General features: G+C 73.1%; 15 protein-coding genes. 7 read left to right on the forward strand and 8 right to left on the reverse strand.

Features of this window, described 5'->3' with window-relative positions; translation table 11 throughout:
* Positions 1–157: 157 nt before the first annotated feature.
* On the forward strand, positions 158–1,201 hold the full coding sequence (locus FXF51_RS56440) for a sensor histidine kinase (protein ID WP_187415131.1): 1,044 nt from the start codon (positions 158–160) through the stop codon (positions 1,199–1,201).
* Between the two features lie 106 nt (positions 1,202–1,307).
* Here the strand turns inward: FXF51_RS56440 and corA are convergent, their stop codons facing one another.
* On the reverse strand, positions 1,308–2,300 hold the full coding sequence (gene corA, locus FXF51_RS56445; RefSeq protein WP_148443139.1) for a magnesium/cobalt transporter CorA: 993 nt from the start codon (positions 2,298–2,300) through the stop codon (positions 1,308–1,310).
* Positions 2,301–2,370: 70 nt separating this feature from the next.
* Between corA and FXF51_RS56450 the strand changes: the two genes are divergently transcribed.
* On the forward strand, positions 2,371–2,739 hold the full coding sequence (locus FXF51_RS56450) for a bleomycin resistance protein (protein ID WP_148443140.1): 369 nt from the start codon (positions 2,371–2,373) through the stop codon (positions 2,737–2,739).
* A 50-nt stretch (positions 2,740–2,789) separates the two neighbouring features.
* On the opposite strand, the gene FXF51_RS56455 is transcribed toward FXF51_RS56450, so the two are convergent.
* Genes FXF51_RS56455 through pdhA form a run of 3 tightly spaced genes read right to left on the reverse strand, consistent with a single transcriptional unit; the run spans position 2,790 to position 6,506 of the window.
* A complete protein-coding gene (locus tag FXF51_RS56455; RefSeq protein ID WP_148443141.1) occupies positions 2,790–4,385 on the reverse strand; it encodes a dihydrolipoamide acetyltransferase family protein in 1,596 nt (531 codons plus the stop codon).
* The gene (locus FXF51_RS56460) at positions 4,382–5,398 is read right to left on the reverse strand and encodes an alpha-ketoacid dehydrogenase subunit beta (RefSeq protein ID WP_148443142.1); all 1,017 of its coding nucleotides are present in this window, start codon (positions 5,396–5,398) and stop codon (positions 4,382–4,384) included. The genes FXF51_RS56455 and FXF51_RS56460 overlap by 4 nt, the downstream gene beginning before the upstream one ends.
* A gap of 1 nt (position 5,399) precedes the next feature.
* A complete protein-coding gene (gene pdhA, locus FXF51_RS56465; protein WP_148443143.1) occupies positions 5,400–6,506 on the reverse strand; it encodes a pyruvate dehydrogenase (acetyl-transferring) E1 component subunit alpha in 1,107 nt (368 codons plus the stop codon).
* 141 nt (positions 6,507–6,647) lie between these two features.
* Between pdhA and FXF51_RS56470 the strand changes: the two genes are divergently transcribed.
* Complete coding sequence (locus FXF51_RS56470; RefSeq protein ID WP_148443144.1) at positions 6,648–7,166, forward strand: Lrp/AsnC family transcriptional regulator; 519 nt, start codon at positions 6,648–6,650, stop codon at positions 7,164–7,166.
* Positions 7,167–7,198: 32 nt separating this feature from the next.
* On the opposite strand, the gene FXF51_RS56475 is transcribed toward FXF51_RS56470, so the two are convergent.
* Positions 7,199–7,663, reverse strand: coding sequence for a GbsR/MarR family transcriptional regulator (locus tag FXF51_RS56475; RefSeq protein WP_262380558.1), 465 nt, complete (start codon positions 7,661–7,663; stop codon positions 7,199–7,201).
* A 123-nt stretch (positions 7,664–7,786) separates the two neighbouring features.
* Here FXF51_RS56475 and FXF51_RS56480 point away from each other — a divergent pair, with 123 nt between their 5' ends.
* Positions 7,787–9,346: a GMC family oxidoreductase gene (locus FXF51_RS56480; protein ID WP_148443146.1), complete on the forward strand. Its 1,560-nt coding sequence runs from the start codon at positions 7,787–7,789 to the stop codon at positions 9,344–9,346.
* A gap of 10 nt (positions 9,347–9,356) precedes the next feature.
* On the forward strand, positions 9,357–10,784 hold the full coding sequence (locus tag FXF51_RS56485; protein WP_148443147.1) for an aldehyde dehydrogenase family protein: 1,428 nt from the start codon (positions 9,357–9,359) through the stop codon (positions 10,782–10,784).
* Here the strand turns inward: FXF51_RS56485 and FXF51_RS56490 are convergent.
* On the reverse strand, positions 10,781–11,872 hold the full coding sequence (locus tag FXF51_RS56490) for a threonine aldolase family protein (RefSeq protein WP_148443148.1): 1,092 nt from the start codon (positions 11,870–11,872) through the stop codon (positions 10,781–10,783). The genes FXF51_RS56485 and FXF51_RS56490 overlap by 4 nt on opposite strands.
* 155 nt (positions 11,873–12,027) lie before the next feature.
* On the opposite strand from FXF51_RS56490, the gene FXF51_RS56495 reads away from it, so the two are divergent.
* Positions 12,028–12,831, forward strand: a complete 804-nt coding sequence (locus tag FXF51_RS56495; RefSeq protein ID WP_262380559.1) for a class I SAM-dependent methyltransferase — start codon at positions 12,028–12,030, stop codon at positions 12,829–12,831.
* 5 nt (positions 12,832–12,836) lie between these two features.
* Here FXF51_RS56495 and FXF51_RS56500 read toward each other — a convergent pair whose 3' ends face one another.
* Both FXF51_RS56500 and FXF51_RS56505 read right to left on the reverse strand, forming a co-directional pair.
* The gene (locus FXF51_RS56500) at positions 12,837–14,054 is read right to left on the reverse strand and encodes a cytochrome P450 (protein WP_148443149.1); all 1,218 of its coding nucleotides are present in this window, start codon (positions 14,052–14,054) and stop codon (positions 12,837–12,839) included.
* A gap of 89 nt (positions 14,055–14,143) precedes the next feature.
* Positions 14,144–15,253, reverse strand: coding sequence for an aldo/keto reductase (locus FXF51_RS56505; protein WP_148443150.1), 1,110 nt, complete (start codon positions 15,251–15,253; stop codon positions 14,144–14,146).
* A 75-nt stretch (positions 15,254–15,328) separates the two neighbouring features.
* Between FXF51_RS56505 and FXF51_RS56510 the strand changes: the two genes are divergently transcribed.
* The gene (locus tag FXF51_RS56510) at positions 15,329–15,955 is read left to right on the forward strand and encodes a TetR/AcrR family transcriptional regulator (RefSeq protein WP_148443151.1); all 627 of its coding nucleotides are present in this window, start codon (positions 15,329–15,331) and stop codon (positions 15,953–15,955) included.
* The last annotated feature ends 21 nt before the right edge of the window (positions 15,956–15,976 follow it).

Consider the following 15,976-nt stretch of genomic DNA (forward strand, 5'->3'; position numbering starts at 1 on the left):
GGCCGGGTCCCCGCTGCGGGGCACGTTGTTGGTGGCCCTCTGCCTGCCCGGGGGCTTGGTCGCTTTGGGGGCGCCCGGGCCCCCCGGCGGGGGGGGGGGGGGCGGGGGGGGGGGGGTGGGGGGGGGGGGGGGGCGGGGCCCCCCCCGCCGCTCCGCCGTGGCGCTGGGCCTGGCCGCCGTGTCGTTCGCGAGCACGACGCTGGCCGGGGCGTCGGCGTGGGAGCTGCTGCTCGTGTCGGCGATCCTGCTGCCCTGCTGGTCGGTGGGCGTGCTGGCGCGGCGCAGCGGCGAGCTGGCGGCGCGGCACGCTGAGCTGACGGCGCGGCACGCCGAGCTGACGGCGCACTTCGCGGAGCTCGCGGCGGCGCTCGACGCCGAACGTGAGGTCAACGCCCAGGCGGCGGTCGCGCGGGAGCGCACCCGCATCGCCGGGGAGGTGCACGACGCGGTCGCGCACTCGGTGAGCGTGATGACCCTGCAACTGGGTGCGCTGCGCCGGCTGCTCGGCGACCGGCCGGCGGAGCAGGAGGTCGTGGCGGGGCTGGAGCGGCTGGGACGGGAGACCGTGGAGGAGATGCGCGGCCTCGTCGGGCTGCTGCGCGAGCGCGGTGGCGACGGGGATCAGGTGGCGCCGATGCCGTCGCTGGTGCGGCTGGACGAGCTGATCGCGGACGTGCGGGCGGCCGGTCTGGCCGTGACGCTGGACGCGCCCGCCGACCTGCCCCGGCTGCCTCCGGTGCTGGACGTCACGGCGTACCGGGTGTTGCAGGAGGCGCTGACGAACGTGCTCCGGCACGCCGGCGCCGCCCCGACGGCGGTCGCCATCGGCTACAACGAGCAGGCGCTCACCCTGGAGGTACGCAACGCGCCGTCACCTGCGCACACCGCCGCGAGCGCGGGCGAGGGCGCGGCTGGGGGCACGGGCGGAGGCCCGGCGGGAGGCGTGCGTGCGGGCGCGGGCGGAGGCCCGGCGGGAGGTTCGGCGGGAGGCGTGTGTGCGGGCGCGGGCGGAGGTTCGGCGGGAGGTTCGGCGGGAGGCGTGCGTGCGGGCGTGGCCGGGACGAGGGGCGGGCGGGTCGGTCAGGGGCTGGTGGGCATGCGGGAGCGGCTGACCATGGTGCAGGGCAGCCTGCACACCGGCCCCGAGCCGGACGGCGGCTACGCGGTACGCGCCCGTTTCCCCCTCCCGCGCACCTGGTGAGCACGACCGTCCTGCCGCGACCTCCGTTGCCCTCGTGGACGACGAGACCACGGCCCGCGCAGGGCGGCCGGGCGGCCGCGCTGACCGGACGCGAGACGGGTGCGGGCTAGAGCCACCCGCTCCTGCGCAGCAGCCGGAAGACGACGACCACCGCGACCCCCATCATCCCCAGCGCGAGAGGGTAGCCGAACACCCAGTGCAACTCGGGCATGTAGTCGAAGTTCATGCCGTACACGCCGGCGATCATCGTGGGCACGGCGATGAGGGCCGCCCACGAGGAGATCTTGCGCATGTCGGCGTTCTGCTGCATGGCGACCTTGTTCTGCTCACGCCCCGTCAGGGCCAGGTGGGCGGTCAGGGCGCTGGTCAGCAGCTCGTTGTGCTCGTCCACCTGGGCGTCCACCCGCAGCAGGTGGTCGAGCACGTCGCGGTACTGCTCCCGGGTGTCCGAGCACAGCTCCACCCGGCCCTTGACGATCTCCTCCAGCACGGGGATCAGCGGGTCCTGGGCGGTGCGGAACTCCAGGACCTCGCGCTTGAGCGAGTAGATGTCCTCGGTGGCGTCGGCGTACTCGCCGCTGAACACCCGGCGCTCCAGCGCGATGAGGTCGCCCTCGATCTCGTGCGTGATGCGCGAGTAGTCGTCGACGACCTGGTCGCAGATCGCGTACAGCACCCCGGAGGGACCCGAGGCGAGCAGCCCCGGGTCGGCCTCGATGCGGCGGCGCACCGCCTTGAGCGGCGCCGCCTGCCCGTGCCGGACGCTGATGACGAAGTCCTTGCTCAGGAACAGGTTGATCTCGCCGACCTCGATGTCGGAGGTCTCGTCCGTGTACAGCAGCGGCTTCAGCACCACGAACAGGGTGTCGTCGTAGCGTTCGAGCTTGGCCCGCTGGTGGGCGTGGATGGCGTCCTCGACCGCCAGCGGATGCAGCTTCACCTCGTGGGTGATCAGGTCGAACTCCTCCTGCGAGGGGTCGTGCAGCCCGATCCACAGGAAGGAGTCGCCCCTGGCCCGCGCGGCGTTGAAAGCGTCGCTGATGTCCCCGGTGATGGTCTCACGCACACCGCCGCAGTAGATCGCCTGGTCCACAATCACAACCGGTATTCTCGCGTACCCGGACAAGCCCCCCGTCCCGCCTCTGCACAATGAGGGGAGGAGGTACACGATGGCCGACGGAGTGTTGTTCGAGCGGGTGGCGCCGGTGGTGCCGGTGCGGGACCTGGACGCGGCGATGGAGCGGTACCGGCGGCTCGGCTTCGCCGTCCGCGCCTATGAAGGCGGCGCGCGGTACGCCTTCGTCGAGCGCGGCGAGGTGTCGCTGCACCTGAACGAATGGGCCGAGCACGACCCCGGCGTCACCGGCGCGGTCGTTTACCTGTACGTCTCCGATGCCGACGCGCTGCACGGCGAGTGGGCGGCGGCCGGTGTCCCCGGGCGGCTCGTGCCTCCCCGGGACACCGAGTACGGGCTACGCGAGTTCGCCTACGTGGACCTCGACGGGACCCTGCATCGCGTCGGATCACGGCTCGGCTGAGCCCGGCCCCGGTCGGCGGCCGGGCACCCCGGTGGCGGGGCGCCCGTCCGTCAGAGGTCGGCCAGCAGGGTCGCCGGGCGTTCCACGCAGTCGGCGACGTACCGCAGGAAGCCTCCGGCGACGCCGCCGTCGCACACCCGGTGGTCGAACGTGAACGAAAGCTGGGTGATCTTGCGGATGGCCAGCGTGCCGTCCACCGCCCACGGCCTGTCGATGACGCGGCCGACGCCGAGCAGCGCGGCCTCCGGGTGGTTGATGATCGGGGTGGAGCCGTCCACGCCGAACACGCCGTAGTTGTTGAGCGTGAACGTGCCTCCCGTCAGGGACTGCGGGGGAAGGGTGCCCTCGCGGGCCAGGGCCGTCAGGCGGGCCAGCTCCGCCGCCAGCTCCGACAGCGTCAGGAGGTGGGCGTCGCGGACCACCGGGACGACCAGGCCGCGGCCCGTCTGGGCGGCGAAGCCCAGGTGGATCTGCGGGTAGCGGACGATCTCCGCGTGGTCGAGGTCCACCGTCGAGTTCAGCTCCGGGTAGCGGCGCAGGCCCGCCACGCAGATGCGGGCCAGGAGGGCGAGCAGGCCGATGCGTCTGTCGGGGACGGCCGCGCGCAGGGCGTCCCTGGTCTCCAGGAGGGCGGTGGCGTCGGCGTCCACCCAGGTGGTGGCGTCGGGGATCTCGCTCCTGCTCCGGGACAGCTTCTCGGCCACGGCGCGGCGCAGGCCGCGCAGGGGGATGCGCTCCGCCTCCTGCGGTGCGGAGGGTGCGGCCTGCTGCGGGGCCGATGCGGCGGGCTGCTGTGGTGCGGACGCGGCGGTCTGCCGTGGGGCCGATGCGGCGGGCTGCTGTGGTGCGGACGCGGTGGTTTGCCGTGGGGCCGATGCGGCGGGCTGCTGTGGTGCGGACGCGGCGGTCTGCCGCGGGGCCGACGCGGCGGGGACGTTCTGGTGCTCGGCGATGGCGCGTTCGACGTCCCTGCGCAGGATGACGCGGTTGGGGCCGCTGGGGGTGACGCCCGCCAGGTCGACGCCGTTCTCCTGCGCCAGCCTGCGCACCAGCGGGGAGATCACCCGCGGCGCCTCCTCGCGCGGCGCGACCGCGGCCAGGCCGGCCGACGGGCTGGCCGACGGGCCCGAGCCGGTGCGATCCCGGCGCCGCCGCCGCTGCCCGGAAAGGTGCCCGGTGCCGTAGCCGATCAGCACGTTGCCGGACCCGGCCCGCTCCTCCTCCCGGTAACGCTCCGCCGCCCCATCCGGCGCGCCGCCCGTCCTGACGCCAGACGCACCGCCCGTCCTGACGCCAGACGCGCCGCCCGTCCTGACGCCAGACGCGCCGCCCGTCCTGACGCCAGACGCGCCGCCCGTCCTGACGCCAGACGCGCCGCCCGGACCGCCGGAGCCGCCCGCCCCACCGACCGAGATGAGCGGATCCCCCACCGAAAGCGTCGTCCCCGCCGCCGCATGCAGCCCCACGACCACCCCCGCGAAGGGAACAGGCACCTCCACGGCAGCCTTGGCGGTCTCCACCTCCACCACGATCTGATCGACCTCGACCCGATCCCCGACGGCGACCTTCCAGACCACCACCTCGGCCTCCGCCAGCCCTTCGCCCAGGTCAGGCAGCCGGAACAGCTGCGCCTCGAGCGTGTTCACGCCGCCCCCCGGGTCAGGTGCCGCACGTCCACCCGGTCACCGAACTGCAGCCGGTCAACGGCATCCAGCACCCGGTCCACCCCGGGCAGGTGCGCGTGCTCCAGCTTCGGCGGCGGGTAGGGGATGTCGAACCCGGCCACCCGCAGCACGGGCGCGGCCAGCGAGTGGAAGCACCGCTCCTGCACCCGCGCCGCGATCTCGGCCCCCACCCCCGCGAACCCCTGCGCCTCCTGCACCACCACGCACCGCCCGGTCCGCCGCACCGACGCGACGACCGTCTCGTCGTCGAACGGCACGATGCTGCGCAGGTCCACGACCTCCAGGTCGAGCCCGTCCTCGGCGGCGGCGGAGGCGGCCTCCATGGCGACGGGCACGGAGGGCCCGTAGGCGACGAGGGTGGCGTCCCGGCCGGGCCGCCGGACGGCCGCGCGCCCGAACGGCGCGGCTGCCCGCTGTTCCAGCGCGGCCTCGGCCTTGGACCAGTAGAGCTTCTTCGGCTCCAGGAACACGACCGGGTCGGGGTCGGCGATGGCGTCGCGCAGCAGCCAGTAGGCGTCCTCGACGGTGGCCGGGGTGACGACCTTCAGCCCGGGGGTGTGGGCGTAGTACGCCTCGCTGGAGTCGCAGTGGTGCTCGACCCCGCCGATGCCGCCCGCGTACGGGACGCGGATCACCATCGGCAGCGTCAGCTTGCCCCGGGTGCGGTTGCGTAGTTTGGCCACGTGTGAGGCGATCTGCTCGAACGCCGGGTAGGCGAAGGCGTCGAACTGCATCTCGACGACGGGCCGGTAGCCGCCCATGGCCATGCCGACGGCGAGGCCGACGATGCCGGATTCGGCCAGCGGCGTGTCGAAGCACCGGTCCTCGCCGAAGTCCCTGGTCAGCCCGTCGGTGATGCGGAAGACGCCACCGAGCGGCCCGACGTCCTCGCCGAAGACCAGCACGCGCTCGTCGTCGCGCAGCGCGTCGCGCAGGGCCGTGTTCAGGGCCTGCGCCATCGAGACGGTGGGCATGTCAGCTCTCCTGTGCGTTCAGCTCGGCCCGCAGTTGCTCGCGCTGTTCGAGGAGCTGCGGGGTGGGCTCGGCGTAGACGTGGTCGAAGATCTCGAGGAGGTCGGGTTCGGCGTCGGCGTTCATGCGCGCCCGCAGGTCAGCGGCGAGCGACTCGCCGTCCGTCCGCGCGGACTCGGCGTCCTGGTCGGTGAGCAGGCCGCGCCCGCGCAGGTACGTCTCCAGCCGGGGCAGCGGGTCGGCGGCGCTCCAGCGCCGCACCTCGTCGTCGTCGCGGTAGCGGGTGGCGTCGTCGGCGTTGGTGTGCGCGTCCATCCGGTACGTGTGCGCCTCGACGAGGAACGGCCCCCGCCCGTCGCGCGCGTGCCCGACGGCCGCGGACAGCACGGACAGCACGGCCACGAGGTCGTTGCCGTCGACCTGCTCGGCGGGCACGCCGTAACCGACGCCCTTGTAGGCCAGCGCGGGCGCGGCGCTCTGCTTGGCCAGCGGCACGGAGATGGCGTACTTGTTGTTCTGCACGAAGAACACCACGGGCGCCTTGAGCACGGCGGCGAAGTTGAGCGCCTCGTGGAAGTCGCCCTCGCTGGTCCCGCCGTCGCCGATGAAGGCCATCACGACGCCGTCCTCGCCCTTGCGGCGCAGCGCCTCGGCCATGCCGGTGGCATGCAGCACCTGGGTGGCCAGCGGCGTGCACTGGGGTGCGACGCGGGTGGCGACGGGATCGTAGCCGCAGTGCCAGTCGCCGCGCAGCAGCGTCAGCACCTCGACGGGGTCGAGCCCGCGCGCCACCAGCGCCACCGAGTCGCGGTAGGTGGGGAACAGCCAGTCGTGCTCGCGCAGCGCGAGCACGCCCGCGACCTGGCAGGCCTCCTGCCCGCGGCTGGAGGGGTAGACGGCGAGCCGCCCCTGCTTGGTCAGCGCCGTCGCCTGGGTGTCGAAGCGCCGCCCCACGACCATCCAGCGGTACGCCGCGCGCAGCAGCTCGTCCGGCGGCACTGCGTACCCGGCGGGCTCCTTCACGGGGGAGCCGCCCTCATCGACGAACCGGATGGGCGCCTGCGAGGGCAGCAGCTCCCGCACGGCTTTCGCCGACGTCTTCGTGGACATGACGGCACTCACTTTCTGCTGATCAGAGCGCTCGCCCAGGCGCCGGCCAGGGCGGACATTTGTCACAGAAAGCGTCCGTCCACCTGGCCATCCGTTCAAGAGACGATGGATAATGAGCGACAAATGGTTCAAGGTGGGCTTATGGAGGGCCAATTGTCGTCAGAAGGGACACCTGGGAACGGCTGGCCGGGACGTTCGGCCACTGGGCTGGACGCGGTGGACCGGGCGATCATCGCCGAACTCCTGCGTGACGGCCGCATTTCGGTCCGCACACTGGCGGAACGCGTGCACATCTCGCGCGCCAACGCCTACGCCCGCCTCACCCGTCTCGTGGACGACGGCGTGATCACGGGCTTCACCGTCGAGCTGGCCCCGCACAAGGCGGGCCTGGGCACCAGCGCGTACGTGTCGGTGACCATCGAGCAGAACTCCTGGCGCGCGGTGCTGGCCCAGCTCAAGGAGATCCCCTTCGTCGAGCACTTCGCCATGGTCGGCGGCGACTACGACATTCTCGTCCTGGTCAGGACCCCGGACAACGAGACGCTGCGGCACGTGGTGCTGGAGCGAATCCAGGACGTGCAGGGGGTGCTGTCCACGCGGACGTGGCTGGTGTTCGACGAGGCGCGGGGGAGCGGCGCGCACTGGCGGGCGGCGGACTAGGACTTCAAGGCGGACTAGGACTTCAAGCCGGACTAGGACTTCAAGGTCCTGTACTCCTGGAGGATCTCCTCCATCTGCCGCACCATGAACGTGTAGTACTCGTGCATCTCGCGCAGCCGCCCGCGCTGCGGCTCCGGCAGTTCGTCGCCGCGGGCCCGCGCGTGCTCGGCCAGGGTCAGCAGTTCCCGCGTCTGCCCCAGCATGTGCTGCAGGCAGCCGATCCAGGCGTCGTGGCGCCACTCGTAGACGTACTGGCGGGAGCCGGGCTCCTTGAAGCGCCGCACGGTGCCGCTGTCGACCAGCAGCCGGGTCATCTCCGAGACCGAGCCCTTGCTCGCCTCCAGCGTGCTCTGCAGCTCCGCCGTGGACAGGGGCGCGGAGCTGAGCATCAGCACTCCCGCGGCGCGTCCCGCCATCGGAGGCCAGCCCATGGCCCGGCCGATGCGCAGGCCGAAGTCGTCGAGCAGGGGGCTCAGGTCGCCGGCCAGGCTGGACACCACCCGTCTCCCAACGGTCAGAAAAAAAATGAACTTTCACCCTTGACTGAACTTTTCGCTGACGGCAGTCTACCGGCTAGCCGCGGTCCGGTTTTTCCGGCCGCTTTGAGCAGGAGGTTCGCCGTGACAGACACGGGCTGGGACATCATCGTCGTGGGCGCGGGCTCCGCCGGCGCGGCGCTCGCCGCCCGCTCCGCCGAGCGAGGCGGACGCGTCCTCCTCCTGGAGGCGGGCCCCGACTACCGGTCGGCGCAGATGCACGAGGCGTGGCGGTCGCCGAACCCGGTCCGCGCCCTGCTCGACCCCACCGCCGTCGAGGGCCTGGTCTGGCCGGGGGTCGACTCCTCCCGCACCGACGCGCAGCCGCCGGCGCCGTACTGGCGCGGCAGGGGCGTCGGCGGCAGCTCCGCCATCAACGGGCAGATCGCGATCCGCCCGCCCGCCGAGGACTTCGACGACTGGGCCGCCGCGGGCTGCGCGGGCTGGTCGTGGCGGGACGTGCTGCCCTACTTCAGCAAGCTGGAGGACGACGAGGAATTCGGCGACGAGCCCTACCACGGCCGCGGCGGCCCCACCCCGATCTTCCGCATGCCCCGCGAGCAGTGGGGATCGGTGGACACCGCCCTGTGCGACGCCGCGCTGGCCGCCGGGCACCCGTGGGCGCCCGACGTCAACGCGCCCGGCGCGGCCGGCGTCTCGCCGTACCCGATCAACTCCCGCGACGGGCGCAGGGTGACGGTCAACGACGGCTACCTGGAGCCGGCCCGGTCCCTGCCCGGCCTCACCGTACGCGGCGGCGCCCTGGTCGACCGGGTGCTGTTCGCCGGGAACCGGGCCGTCGGCGTCCAGATCGTCCAGGACGGCACGGTCACCACCGAGTACGCCGGCGAGATCGTGATCAGCGCGGGCGTCGTCCACTCCCCGGCCATCCTGCTGCGCTCCGGCGTCGGCCCCGCGGCCGACCTCGGCCGGCTCGGCATCGAGGTCAGGCAGGACCTGCCCGTCGGCCTCGGCATACAGGACCACCCGATGATCGTCGTCAACCTGCTCCTGGCGGAGCGGGCCGCCATCCAGAGCGCCGACGACCGCCACACCAACGTCTGCGTCCGCTACACCAGCGGGCCCGCCGGCCTGCCGCTCGACATGATGTTCGTCTCCCTGAACCAGAACGTGCTGTCCATGGAGGCCGCCGACAAGCGGCTGCCCGCCGGCGGCGTGGGCGTGTGGCTCAACCAGAACCACTCGCGCGGCGTCCTGACCCTGAAGTCCGCCGACCCCGGCGCGCAGCCCGAGGTGCGCGAGCGCATGCTCTCGGACGCGCGCGACCTGGAACGCCTGCGCCACGGCGTGCGCGCGCTGGTCGAGCTGGCCAGGGGGCCCGAGGTCGCCGGCATCCTGGCCGGCTCCGTCGAGTCCGCCAACGCCCGCCTGTTCGAGGTGCTGGACGACGACGCCGCGCTCGGCGAGCACCTCCTGGCCACCGCCATGGACGCCCAGCACGGCACCAGCACCTGCCGCATGGGCGACCCCGCCGACGCCGCCACCGTGGTCGACCCGTCGTGCCGCGTGCTGGGCCTCGACGGGCTGCGCGTGGTGGACGCCTCGATCTTCCCGTCCGTGCCGCGCGCCAACACCAACCTGACAGCGATCATGGCCGGCGAGCTCATGGCCGACCGCCTCTAGGAGCACCCACATGAAGACCCTGCGGAACCTGATCGGCGGCGTGTGGCAGGACGCGCGCGGCCACGACTTCCACGACGTGATCGACCCGGCGACGGAGGAGGCCGTCGCCCGCTGCCCCAGCGGCTCGCCCGAGGACGTGCGCCTCGCCGTGGACGCCGCCGTCGCGGCACAACCGGCCTGGGCCGCGACGCCCGTGGCCGACCGCGTCGCCCTCCTGACCCGCTGGGCCGACACGGTCGCCGCGCACGCCGCCGAACTGGCCGAGGCCGAACGCCGCGAGATGGGCAAACCGGTCGCCCTCGGCACCGCCTTCATCGGCGGCGCCGCCCAGGCGTTCAAGGTCGCCGTCACCGAGGCGCTGGACTACGCGTTCGAGGAGACGGTCGCGGGCCCCGGCGGCGGCAGCACCACGATCGTGCGCCACCCGCTCGGCGCCACCGCCGTCATCGTGCCGTGGAACTTCCCGGTGCCCATGGCCCTCGGCGCGCTCGGCCCGCTGCTCGCCGCCGGGAACACCGTGGTGCTCAAGCCGTCCGAGCGCTCGCCGCTGTCGGCGGTGCGGCTGCTGGAGCTGATGGACCTGCCGGACGGCGTGGTCAACCTGGTGCTCGGCGACGCGCGGGCCGGCGCGCCGCTGACCGCCGACGAGCGCCTCGGCCTCGTGCACTTCACCGGCTCCGTCGAGGCGGGCCGCCAGGTCGGCGCGCGCAGCGGCGAGCTGCTGCGCCGGTCGGTCCTGGAGCTCGGCGGCAAGGACCCGGTGATCGTGGACGCGGGCGTGGACCCCGTGGCGACGGCCGCCGCGGTCGCGTTCGGCGCCTTCGCCAACACCGGGCAGATCTGCACCTCCATGGAACGCGTCTACGTGCACCAGGACGTGGCGGAGCCGTTCGTCGAGGCGCTCGTCGAGGCCGCAGGCGCCTATCCGGCCGGCGACGTGCTCGGGCCGCTGGTGGACCGGCGGCAGCGCGACATCGTCGCCCGGCACGTCGCCGACGCCGTCGAACGCGGCGCCACCGTCCGCACCGGCGGGGCGGCGCCCGAAGGTAAGGGCTTCTACTACCCCGCCACCGTGCTCACCGGCGTGGACGAGAGCATGCTGATCATGACAGAGGAGACGTTCGGGCCGGTCGCCCCCGTCACCGTCGTCTCCTCCTTCGAGGAGGGCGTGCGCAGGGCGAGCGCCTCCCGCTACGGCCTGGCCGCCACCGTCTACACCACCGACCCGGCGCACGTCGCCGCCGCGCGCCGCATCCCCGCCGGGGTCGTGTGGGTGAACGAGTGGCAGGGCGGCGGGCCCGAGCGGCTCTACGAACCGGCGGGCGACAGCGGCATGGGCGCCACGGGATCCCGCGCCGCCTACGACGCCGCCACCCGGCCCACCTCCGTCCACGTCGCGGGGCAGGCCGTCGGAACGGGATCGGCAGGCGCGTCCTAGGCGCCCTTGGCGAGCACCTCCGCGCGAGCCAGCACGTCACCGACGAGGGCGGCGACCTCCTCGGGGGTGAAGTCCATCGCGTTCTCGCCCACGGTGACCTCGAAGCTGCACCGTGAGGGGTCGGGGCTGCTGCGCACCCGTCCCCAGAGCTGCACGCCCCGCTCCTCCAGGAGCGCCTGACCGGCCTGCTCCACGGCCCGCCTGGACGCCGGCAGGTGCACGTGGAACAGCGGCGTCTGCGGCGGATCGGGCCGGGTGCGGGCCAGGCCGCCGGTGTTGATCGCGGCGGCGATGGCGATCGCGTGGTCGCGGTAGGCGGGCATGCGCTCCGCGACGGTGTCGAGGCCCGTCATGGCCGCCAGGGCGAGCGGCCACGCGTCGGGGATGCCGCCGCCGAGCCGCTGCCGCCACACCTCGGTGGCGGCCATCGTGCGGGCGTCCCCGGCGAGCACGGCGCCCCGCACCCCCTGGAGGCTCTTGTAGAGCGAGACGTACACCGAGTCGAACAGGCCCGCGATCTCGTGGAGGGGCCGCCGGTAGTACGTCTGCGCCTCCCACAGCCGCGCCCCGTCCAGGTGCGCGGCGGCGCCGGTCGCCCGGACCAGCCCGGCCTGCTCGCCCAGCTCGTCCCACTCGGGCAGCAGGCCGCCGAGGTCGCGCTGCGGCAGCTCCCACACCACCGCCGCGAGCGGCTCGCCGATCGCCGTCAGGTCCTGCGCCGTCATGAGCTCGTACGGGTCGCCGGTGCGGCGGAAGCGCAGCCCGTGAACCGCGTTGTAGCCCTGCTCCTCCCACACGTCCAGGTGCGTGAACGGATGCCCGGCGAAGGTGCGGTGCCCGCTGCGGTCGGCGTACACGCGCAGCACCGCCTGCTGCGCCATCGTCCCGCTCGGGAAGAACAGCGCGCGCTCCTTGCCGAGCAGCGCTGCCAGCCGCCGCTCCAGCACGGCGACCGGGCCGTCGGGGCCGTCCGGCGGCGTGTCGTCGTCCACCAGCGCCAGCATCCGCTCCAGCACCGCCCGCGGCCTGCGCCGGTGCGGCGCGTGCAGGAACAGGGCCCGTCGTACGGGCGGGGTGGCCTCGGCCATGGTCGCTCTCCCAACACGTGTCGCCAGTACGTTGCAGTATCCCTCCGGCAAGGGCGGGCGGCTTGTCAAGGGCTGTCCTGTCCTGCCGTGGCTTGTCACACTCAGGCCGTAGCCGGACACCGTCAGCTCCGGCCGCCCCCTACGAGGAGACGCCTGTGACCGTGATCCACGATCTTGCCGCCCCCCGGGCAGGCAGCCCGCGCATGACCGTACGGGAGAGGCTGCCGCTGCTGCTCGGCGCCCTGCTGACGAGCGCACCCATCGCGCTGGGCTGCGAGGCGGTGCTGCCCGCGGAGGAGGTCATGATGATGGGTGGCGTACCCGTGCGACTACGCTCGCTGCGCCGCAAACTCGCCAGGCTGCTCTACGACCAGCGGTACGGCGTGAGCACCGCCGACTTCGCCGATCTCGCCGACTTCGGCCTCGACCATCCAGAACGCGTCTACTACTCGCCCGCCCACTGGGGCACCCTGCGCCGGGCGCTGCCCGTCGGGGACGTCGGCCGCCAGGACGTCTTCCTCGACCTGGGCGCGGGCAAGGGCCGCATGGTGCTGGAGGCGGCGGGCAACTACCCGTTCAAGCAGGTCATCGGGGTCGAGCTGTCGTCGGAGCTGACCGAGGTGGCCAGGGCCAACCTGGCGGGGACCAGGATCAGGCTGCGGGCGCGGGAGGTGGAGTTCGTCCGCTCGGACGTGCTCGACTACGACATCCCGGACGACGTCAGCGTGGTGTTCCTGAACAACCCGTTCAGGGGACGGACGTTCGCCGCCGCCATGGAGCGCCTGCTCGCCTCGGCCGACAGGAACCCGCGCCCCATCACGCTGATCTACTTCAACCCGGTCGAGGAGGAGCACCTCCTGAGCACCGGCCGCTTCCGCCACCTGCGCACGGTGCGGCCGTGGCGGCGCAAGGACACGGGGGTGTTCGGCACCACGCGCGTGTACGCCGTGACGGCGTAACCGGCTCAGCCGGAGGGGGAGAAGCGTACGGGCAACGCCACAGGGCCGCGCGTGAACACACCCTGTTCGACCGGCACGAACCCGGGCTCCAGCGCCATGTCCCGCATGGCGTCGAGGAGCTGCCCGGCCGCCACCTCGACCTCCGTCCTGGCCAGCAGCGCCCCCACGCAGAAGTGCCGCCCGAGTGCGAAGGCGAGGTGACCGGCCGCGGCGGTGAACGCGGTCGTCTCGTCCAGCTCGGCGCGGAAGAGGTCGAAGGCGTCGGGGTCGGCGTAGTGGCGCTCGTCCCTGTTCGCGGCCCCGATCAGGCAGACCACGGTGGCGCCCGCGGGCACGACCCCGCCGGCGATCTCCACCTTGGCCGCGGTCTGCCGCATGATCATGTGCACGGGCGGCGTGTACCGCAGCGTCTCGGCCAGCGCCCGCCCGACGAGCGCGCGGTCCCGGCGCACCGCGTCGAGCTGGTCGGGATGGCGCAGCAGGTTGGCGAACATCGCGCCCACCGCCTTGTCGGTGGTCTCGCCGCCCGCCGCGAGCAGCAGGCTGCAGAACGCCTTGATCTCCTCGTCGCTCATGCCGGTGCCGTCGATCTCGGCCCGGCACAGCGTGGACAGCAGGTCGTCGCCCGGCCGCTCGCGCCGCTCCCTGATGATCGGGATCAGGTACGCCGCGAACTCCTCCCGCGTCCGCAGCCCGGCCGCCGTCACCTCGGGGTCGCCGCTCAGGTTGCCGAGGAAGTCGATGACCGAGACGTACCAGCGCTGGAACCGGTCGTGATCGCTCTTGTCGAGCCCCAGCATGTCCACGATCACGTTGATCGGGAACCGTCGCGCGAACGCGGCGACCAGATCGACGGACCCGGTGTGGCGGAACCCGTCGATCAGCTCGCGGGCGTTGCGCTCGATCACCGGCAGGAACGTGCGCCGCAGCTCGTCGCCGCGGAAGGCCGGCGCCACCAGCGCCCGCCGCACGGCGTGCTCCCGCCCGCTCAGCTGCAGGAACGTGCGCCCGTGCACGGGCTCGACCTGCCACTCGTAGTTCTCGGTGGTGAACGTGTCGTCCTTGAACGCCCGCGATACGTCCTCGTGGCGTGAGATCACGTAGCTCGCCATGCCCTCGTGCCAGAGCAGCGGGGCCTCGTCGCGCAGCACCTTGTAGGCGGAGTAGGGGTCGGCGGCGAACTCGGCCGACAGAATGTCCGGGACGTCACGTGCCGCATCCATGACCATGATCCGACCGTAACCCGCACGGGGCCCGCCGTCACGGCCCACGCCGCCGCCCCGCGCGGCCTGCCCGGGCCGGGCGCGCGTCCTCAGGCCGCGCTCCCCGGCACCCAGTTCCGCACCGCCGGGACGTACCCGTCCGGCTTGTCGCCGACCTGAACCCCAGGGCTCACCAGCCAGCTCTGATACCCGGGCGTGAACATCTGGTACACCGACGCGGCCGGCACCGCGCTCGCCTCGTCGAGCCGCCCGCGCAGCTCGCCGGGCAGTTCGAAGCCGAGCGCGGCCAGGTTGCCGTCGAGCTGCTCGACACTGCTCGCGCCGACGATCGCCGACGCCACGCCCGGCCGGTTCGCCACCCAGTTCAGCGCGACCTGCGCCATGGGCCGGCCGACCTCGGCGGCGACCTCCTCCAGGGCGCCCAGGAGCCGCCACTCGCGCTCCGTCCACGAGCGCCCGGCGTACCCCTCGCCGCTCAGCCGCCCCTCGCCGGCCACGCCGCGGTCGGCCTGCCGGTACTTGCCGGTGAGGAAGCCGCTGCCGAGCGGGCTCCACGCGGTGATCCCGAGGCCCAGGGTCTGGCCCATGGGGACGTGCTCGTGCTCGATCGCCCGGTCCAGCAGGGAGTAGGGGAGTTGCAGGCTGACCAGGGGGGCGAGCGCGTGGGCGTCGGCCAGGGTCTGGGCGCGGGCCGCGTACCAGCTCGGCACGTCCGACAGGCCCGCGTACCGGATCTTGCCGGCCCTGGTGAGGTCGTCGAAGGTGCGCATGACCTCCTCGACCGGGGTGATCCGGTCCCAGGTGTGCAACAGGAACAAGTCGATGTAGTCGGTGCGCAGGCGGCGGAGCGACGCCTCGACCGCTCTGATCATGTGCTTGCGGCCGTTGCCCCCGGCGTTCGGGTCACCGTGATCGACGCTGTTGGTGAACTTGGTGGTGAGCACCACCCGGTCACGCACCCCGGCCTCGGCGACGAGGCCGCCGAGGATGGTCTCGCTCTCCCCGGCGGTGTAGAAGTCGGCGGTGTCGATGAAGTTGCCGCCGGCTTCGAGGTAACGGCGGAAAAGGGGGCGGGCCTCGTCCGCGGACTTGCCGTACGCGGCGTGGAAGCCGCCGGTGCCGAAGTTCATGGTGCCGAGGGCGAGCCGGCTGACGCGCAGGCCGGAGCGGCCGAGCAGGAAATACTGGTTCATGGACATGCGGTCAGCATGCGTCGCGCAAAATGGACTCGCAAGTCCAAAAGAGGGTAGGGTGGATCACCAGGGAGGTGGATCATGCCCACGCTGACCCGTAAGGGAGCCGCCACGCGGCAGCGCATCCTCGAAGGCGCGGCCGAGCTCATCCGCGAGTACGGCGTCGCCGCCACGACCCTCGACGACGTGCTGTCGGTCACCGCGACCAGCAAGAGCCAGCTCTTCCACTACTTCCCCGGCGGGCGGGAGGAGCTGCTGCTGGCCGTGGCCAGGTACGAGGCCGACCGCGTGCTGGCCGACCAGCGGCCCCAGCTCGACGAGCTGACCTCCTGGCCGGCCTGGGGGGCGTGGCGGGACAAGGTCGTCGACCGCTACCGCAGGCAGGGCCGCCTGTGCCCGCTCAACGCCGTCACCTCGCACCTGGGCGAGCGCACGCCCGGAGCGCAGGCCGTGGTGTCGGAGCTGATGGCCCGGTGGCAGAGCGAGATCGCCGCCGGCGTACGGCACATGCAGGGCACCGGCGAGGTCGATCCCGGCCTGGACCCGGAACGCGCCGCCGCCGCGCTCCTGGCGGGCATCCAGGGCGGCGTGCTCATCCAGATGTCCACCGGGCAGACCACCCACCTGGAGTCCGCCCTCGACCTGGGCATCGCCTACCTGAAGTCCACCCGCGACCAGCAGGCGCCGGGGAGCCGCACCGCGCCGTAGCCGCCCGCGCCTTATCGAGTG

Origin of the sequence: Nonomuraea sp. PA05 (assembly GCF_008086045.1) — a bacterium.
GTDB lineage: Bacteria > Actinomycetota > Actinomycetes > Streptosporangiales > Streptosporangiaceae > Nonomuraea > Nonomuraea monospora.

Excerpts from the sequence above, each read along its gene's own strand:
- FXF51_RS56450 (WP_148443140.1), top strand. The coding sequence starts at position 2,371 with ATGGCCGACGGAGTGTTGTTCGAGCGGGTGGCGCCGGTGGTGCCGGTG.
- FXF51_RS56460 (WP_148443142.1), bottom strand. The coding sequence starts at position 5,398 with ATGCCCACCGTCTCGATGGCGCAGGCCCTGAACACGGCCCTGCGCGAC.
- pdhA (WP_148443143.1), bottom strand. The coding sequence starts at position 6,506 with ATGTCCACGAAGACGTCGGCGAAAGCCGTGCGGGAGCTGCTGCCCTCG.
- FXF51_RS56470 (WP_148443144.1), top strand. The coding sequence starts at position 6,648 with ATGGAGGGCCAATTGTCGTCAGAAGGGACACCTGGGAACGGCTGGCCG.
- FXF51_RS56485 (WP_148443147.1), top strand. The coding sequence starts at position 9,357 with ATGAAGACCCTGCGGAACCTGATCGGCGGCGTGTGGCAGGACGCGCGC.
- FXF51_RS56490 (WP_148443148.1), bottom strand. The coding sequence starts at position 11,872 with ATGGCCGAGGCCACCCCGCCCGTACGACGGGCCCTGTTCCTGCACGCG.
- FXF51_RS56500 (WP_148443149.1), bottom strand. The coding sequence starts at position 14,054 with ATGGATGCGGCACGTGACGTCCCGGACATTCTGTCGGCCGAGTTCGCC.
- FXF51_RS56505 (WP_148443150.1), bottom strand. The coding sequence starts at position 15,253 with ATGTCCATGAACCAGTATTTCCTGCTCGGCCGCTCCGGCCTGCGCGTC.
- FXF51_RS56510 (WP_148443151.1), top strand. The coding sequence starts at position 15,329 with ATGCCCACGCTGACCCGTAAGGGAGCCGCCACGCGGCAGCGCATCCTC.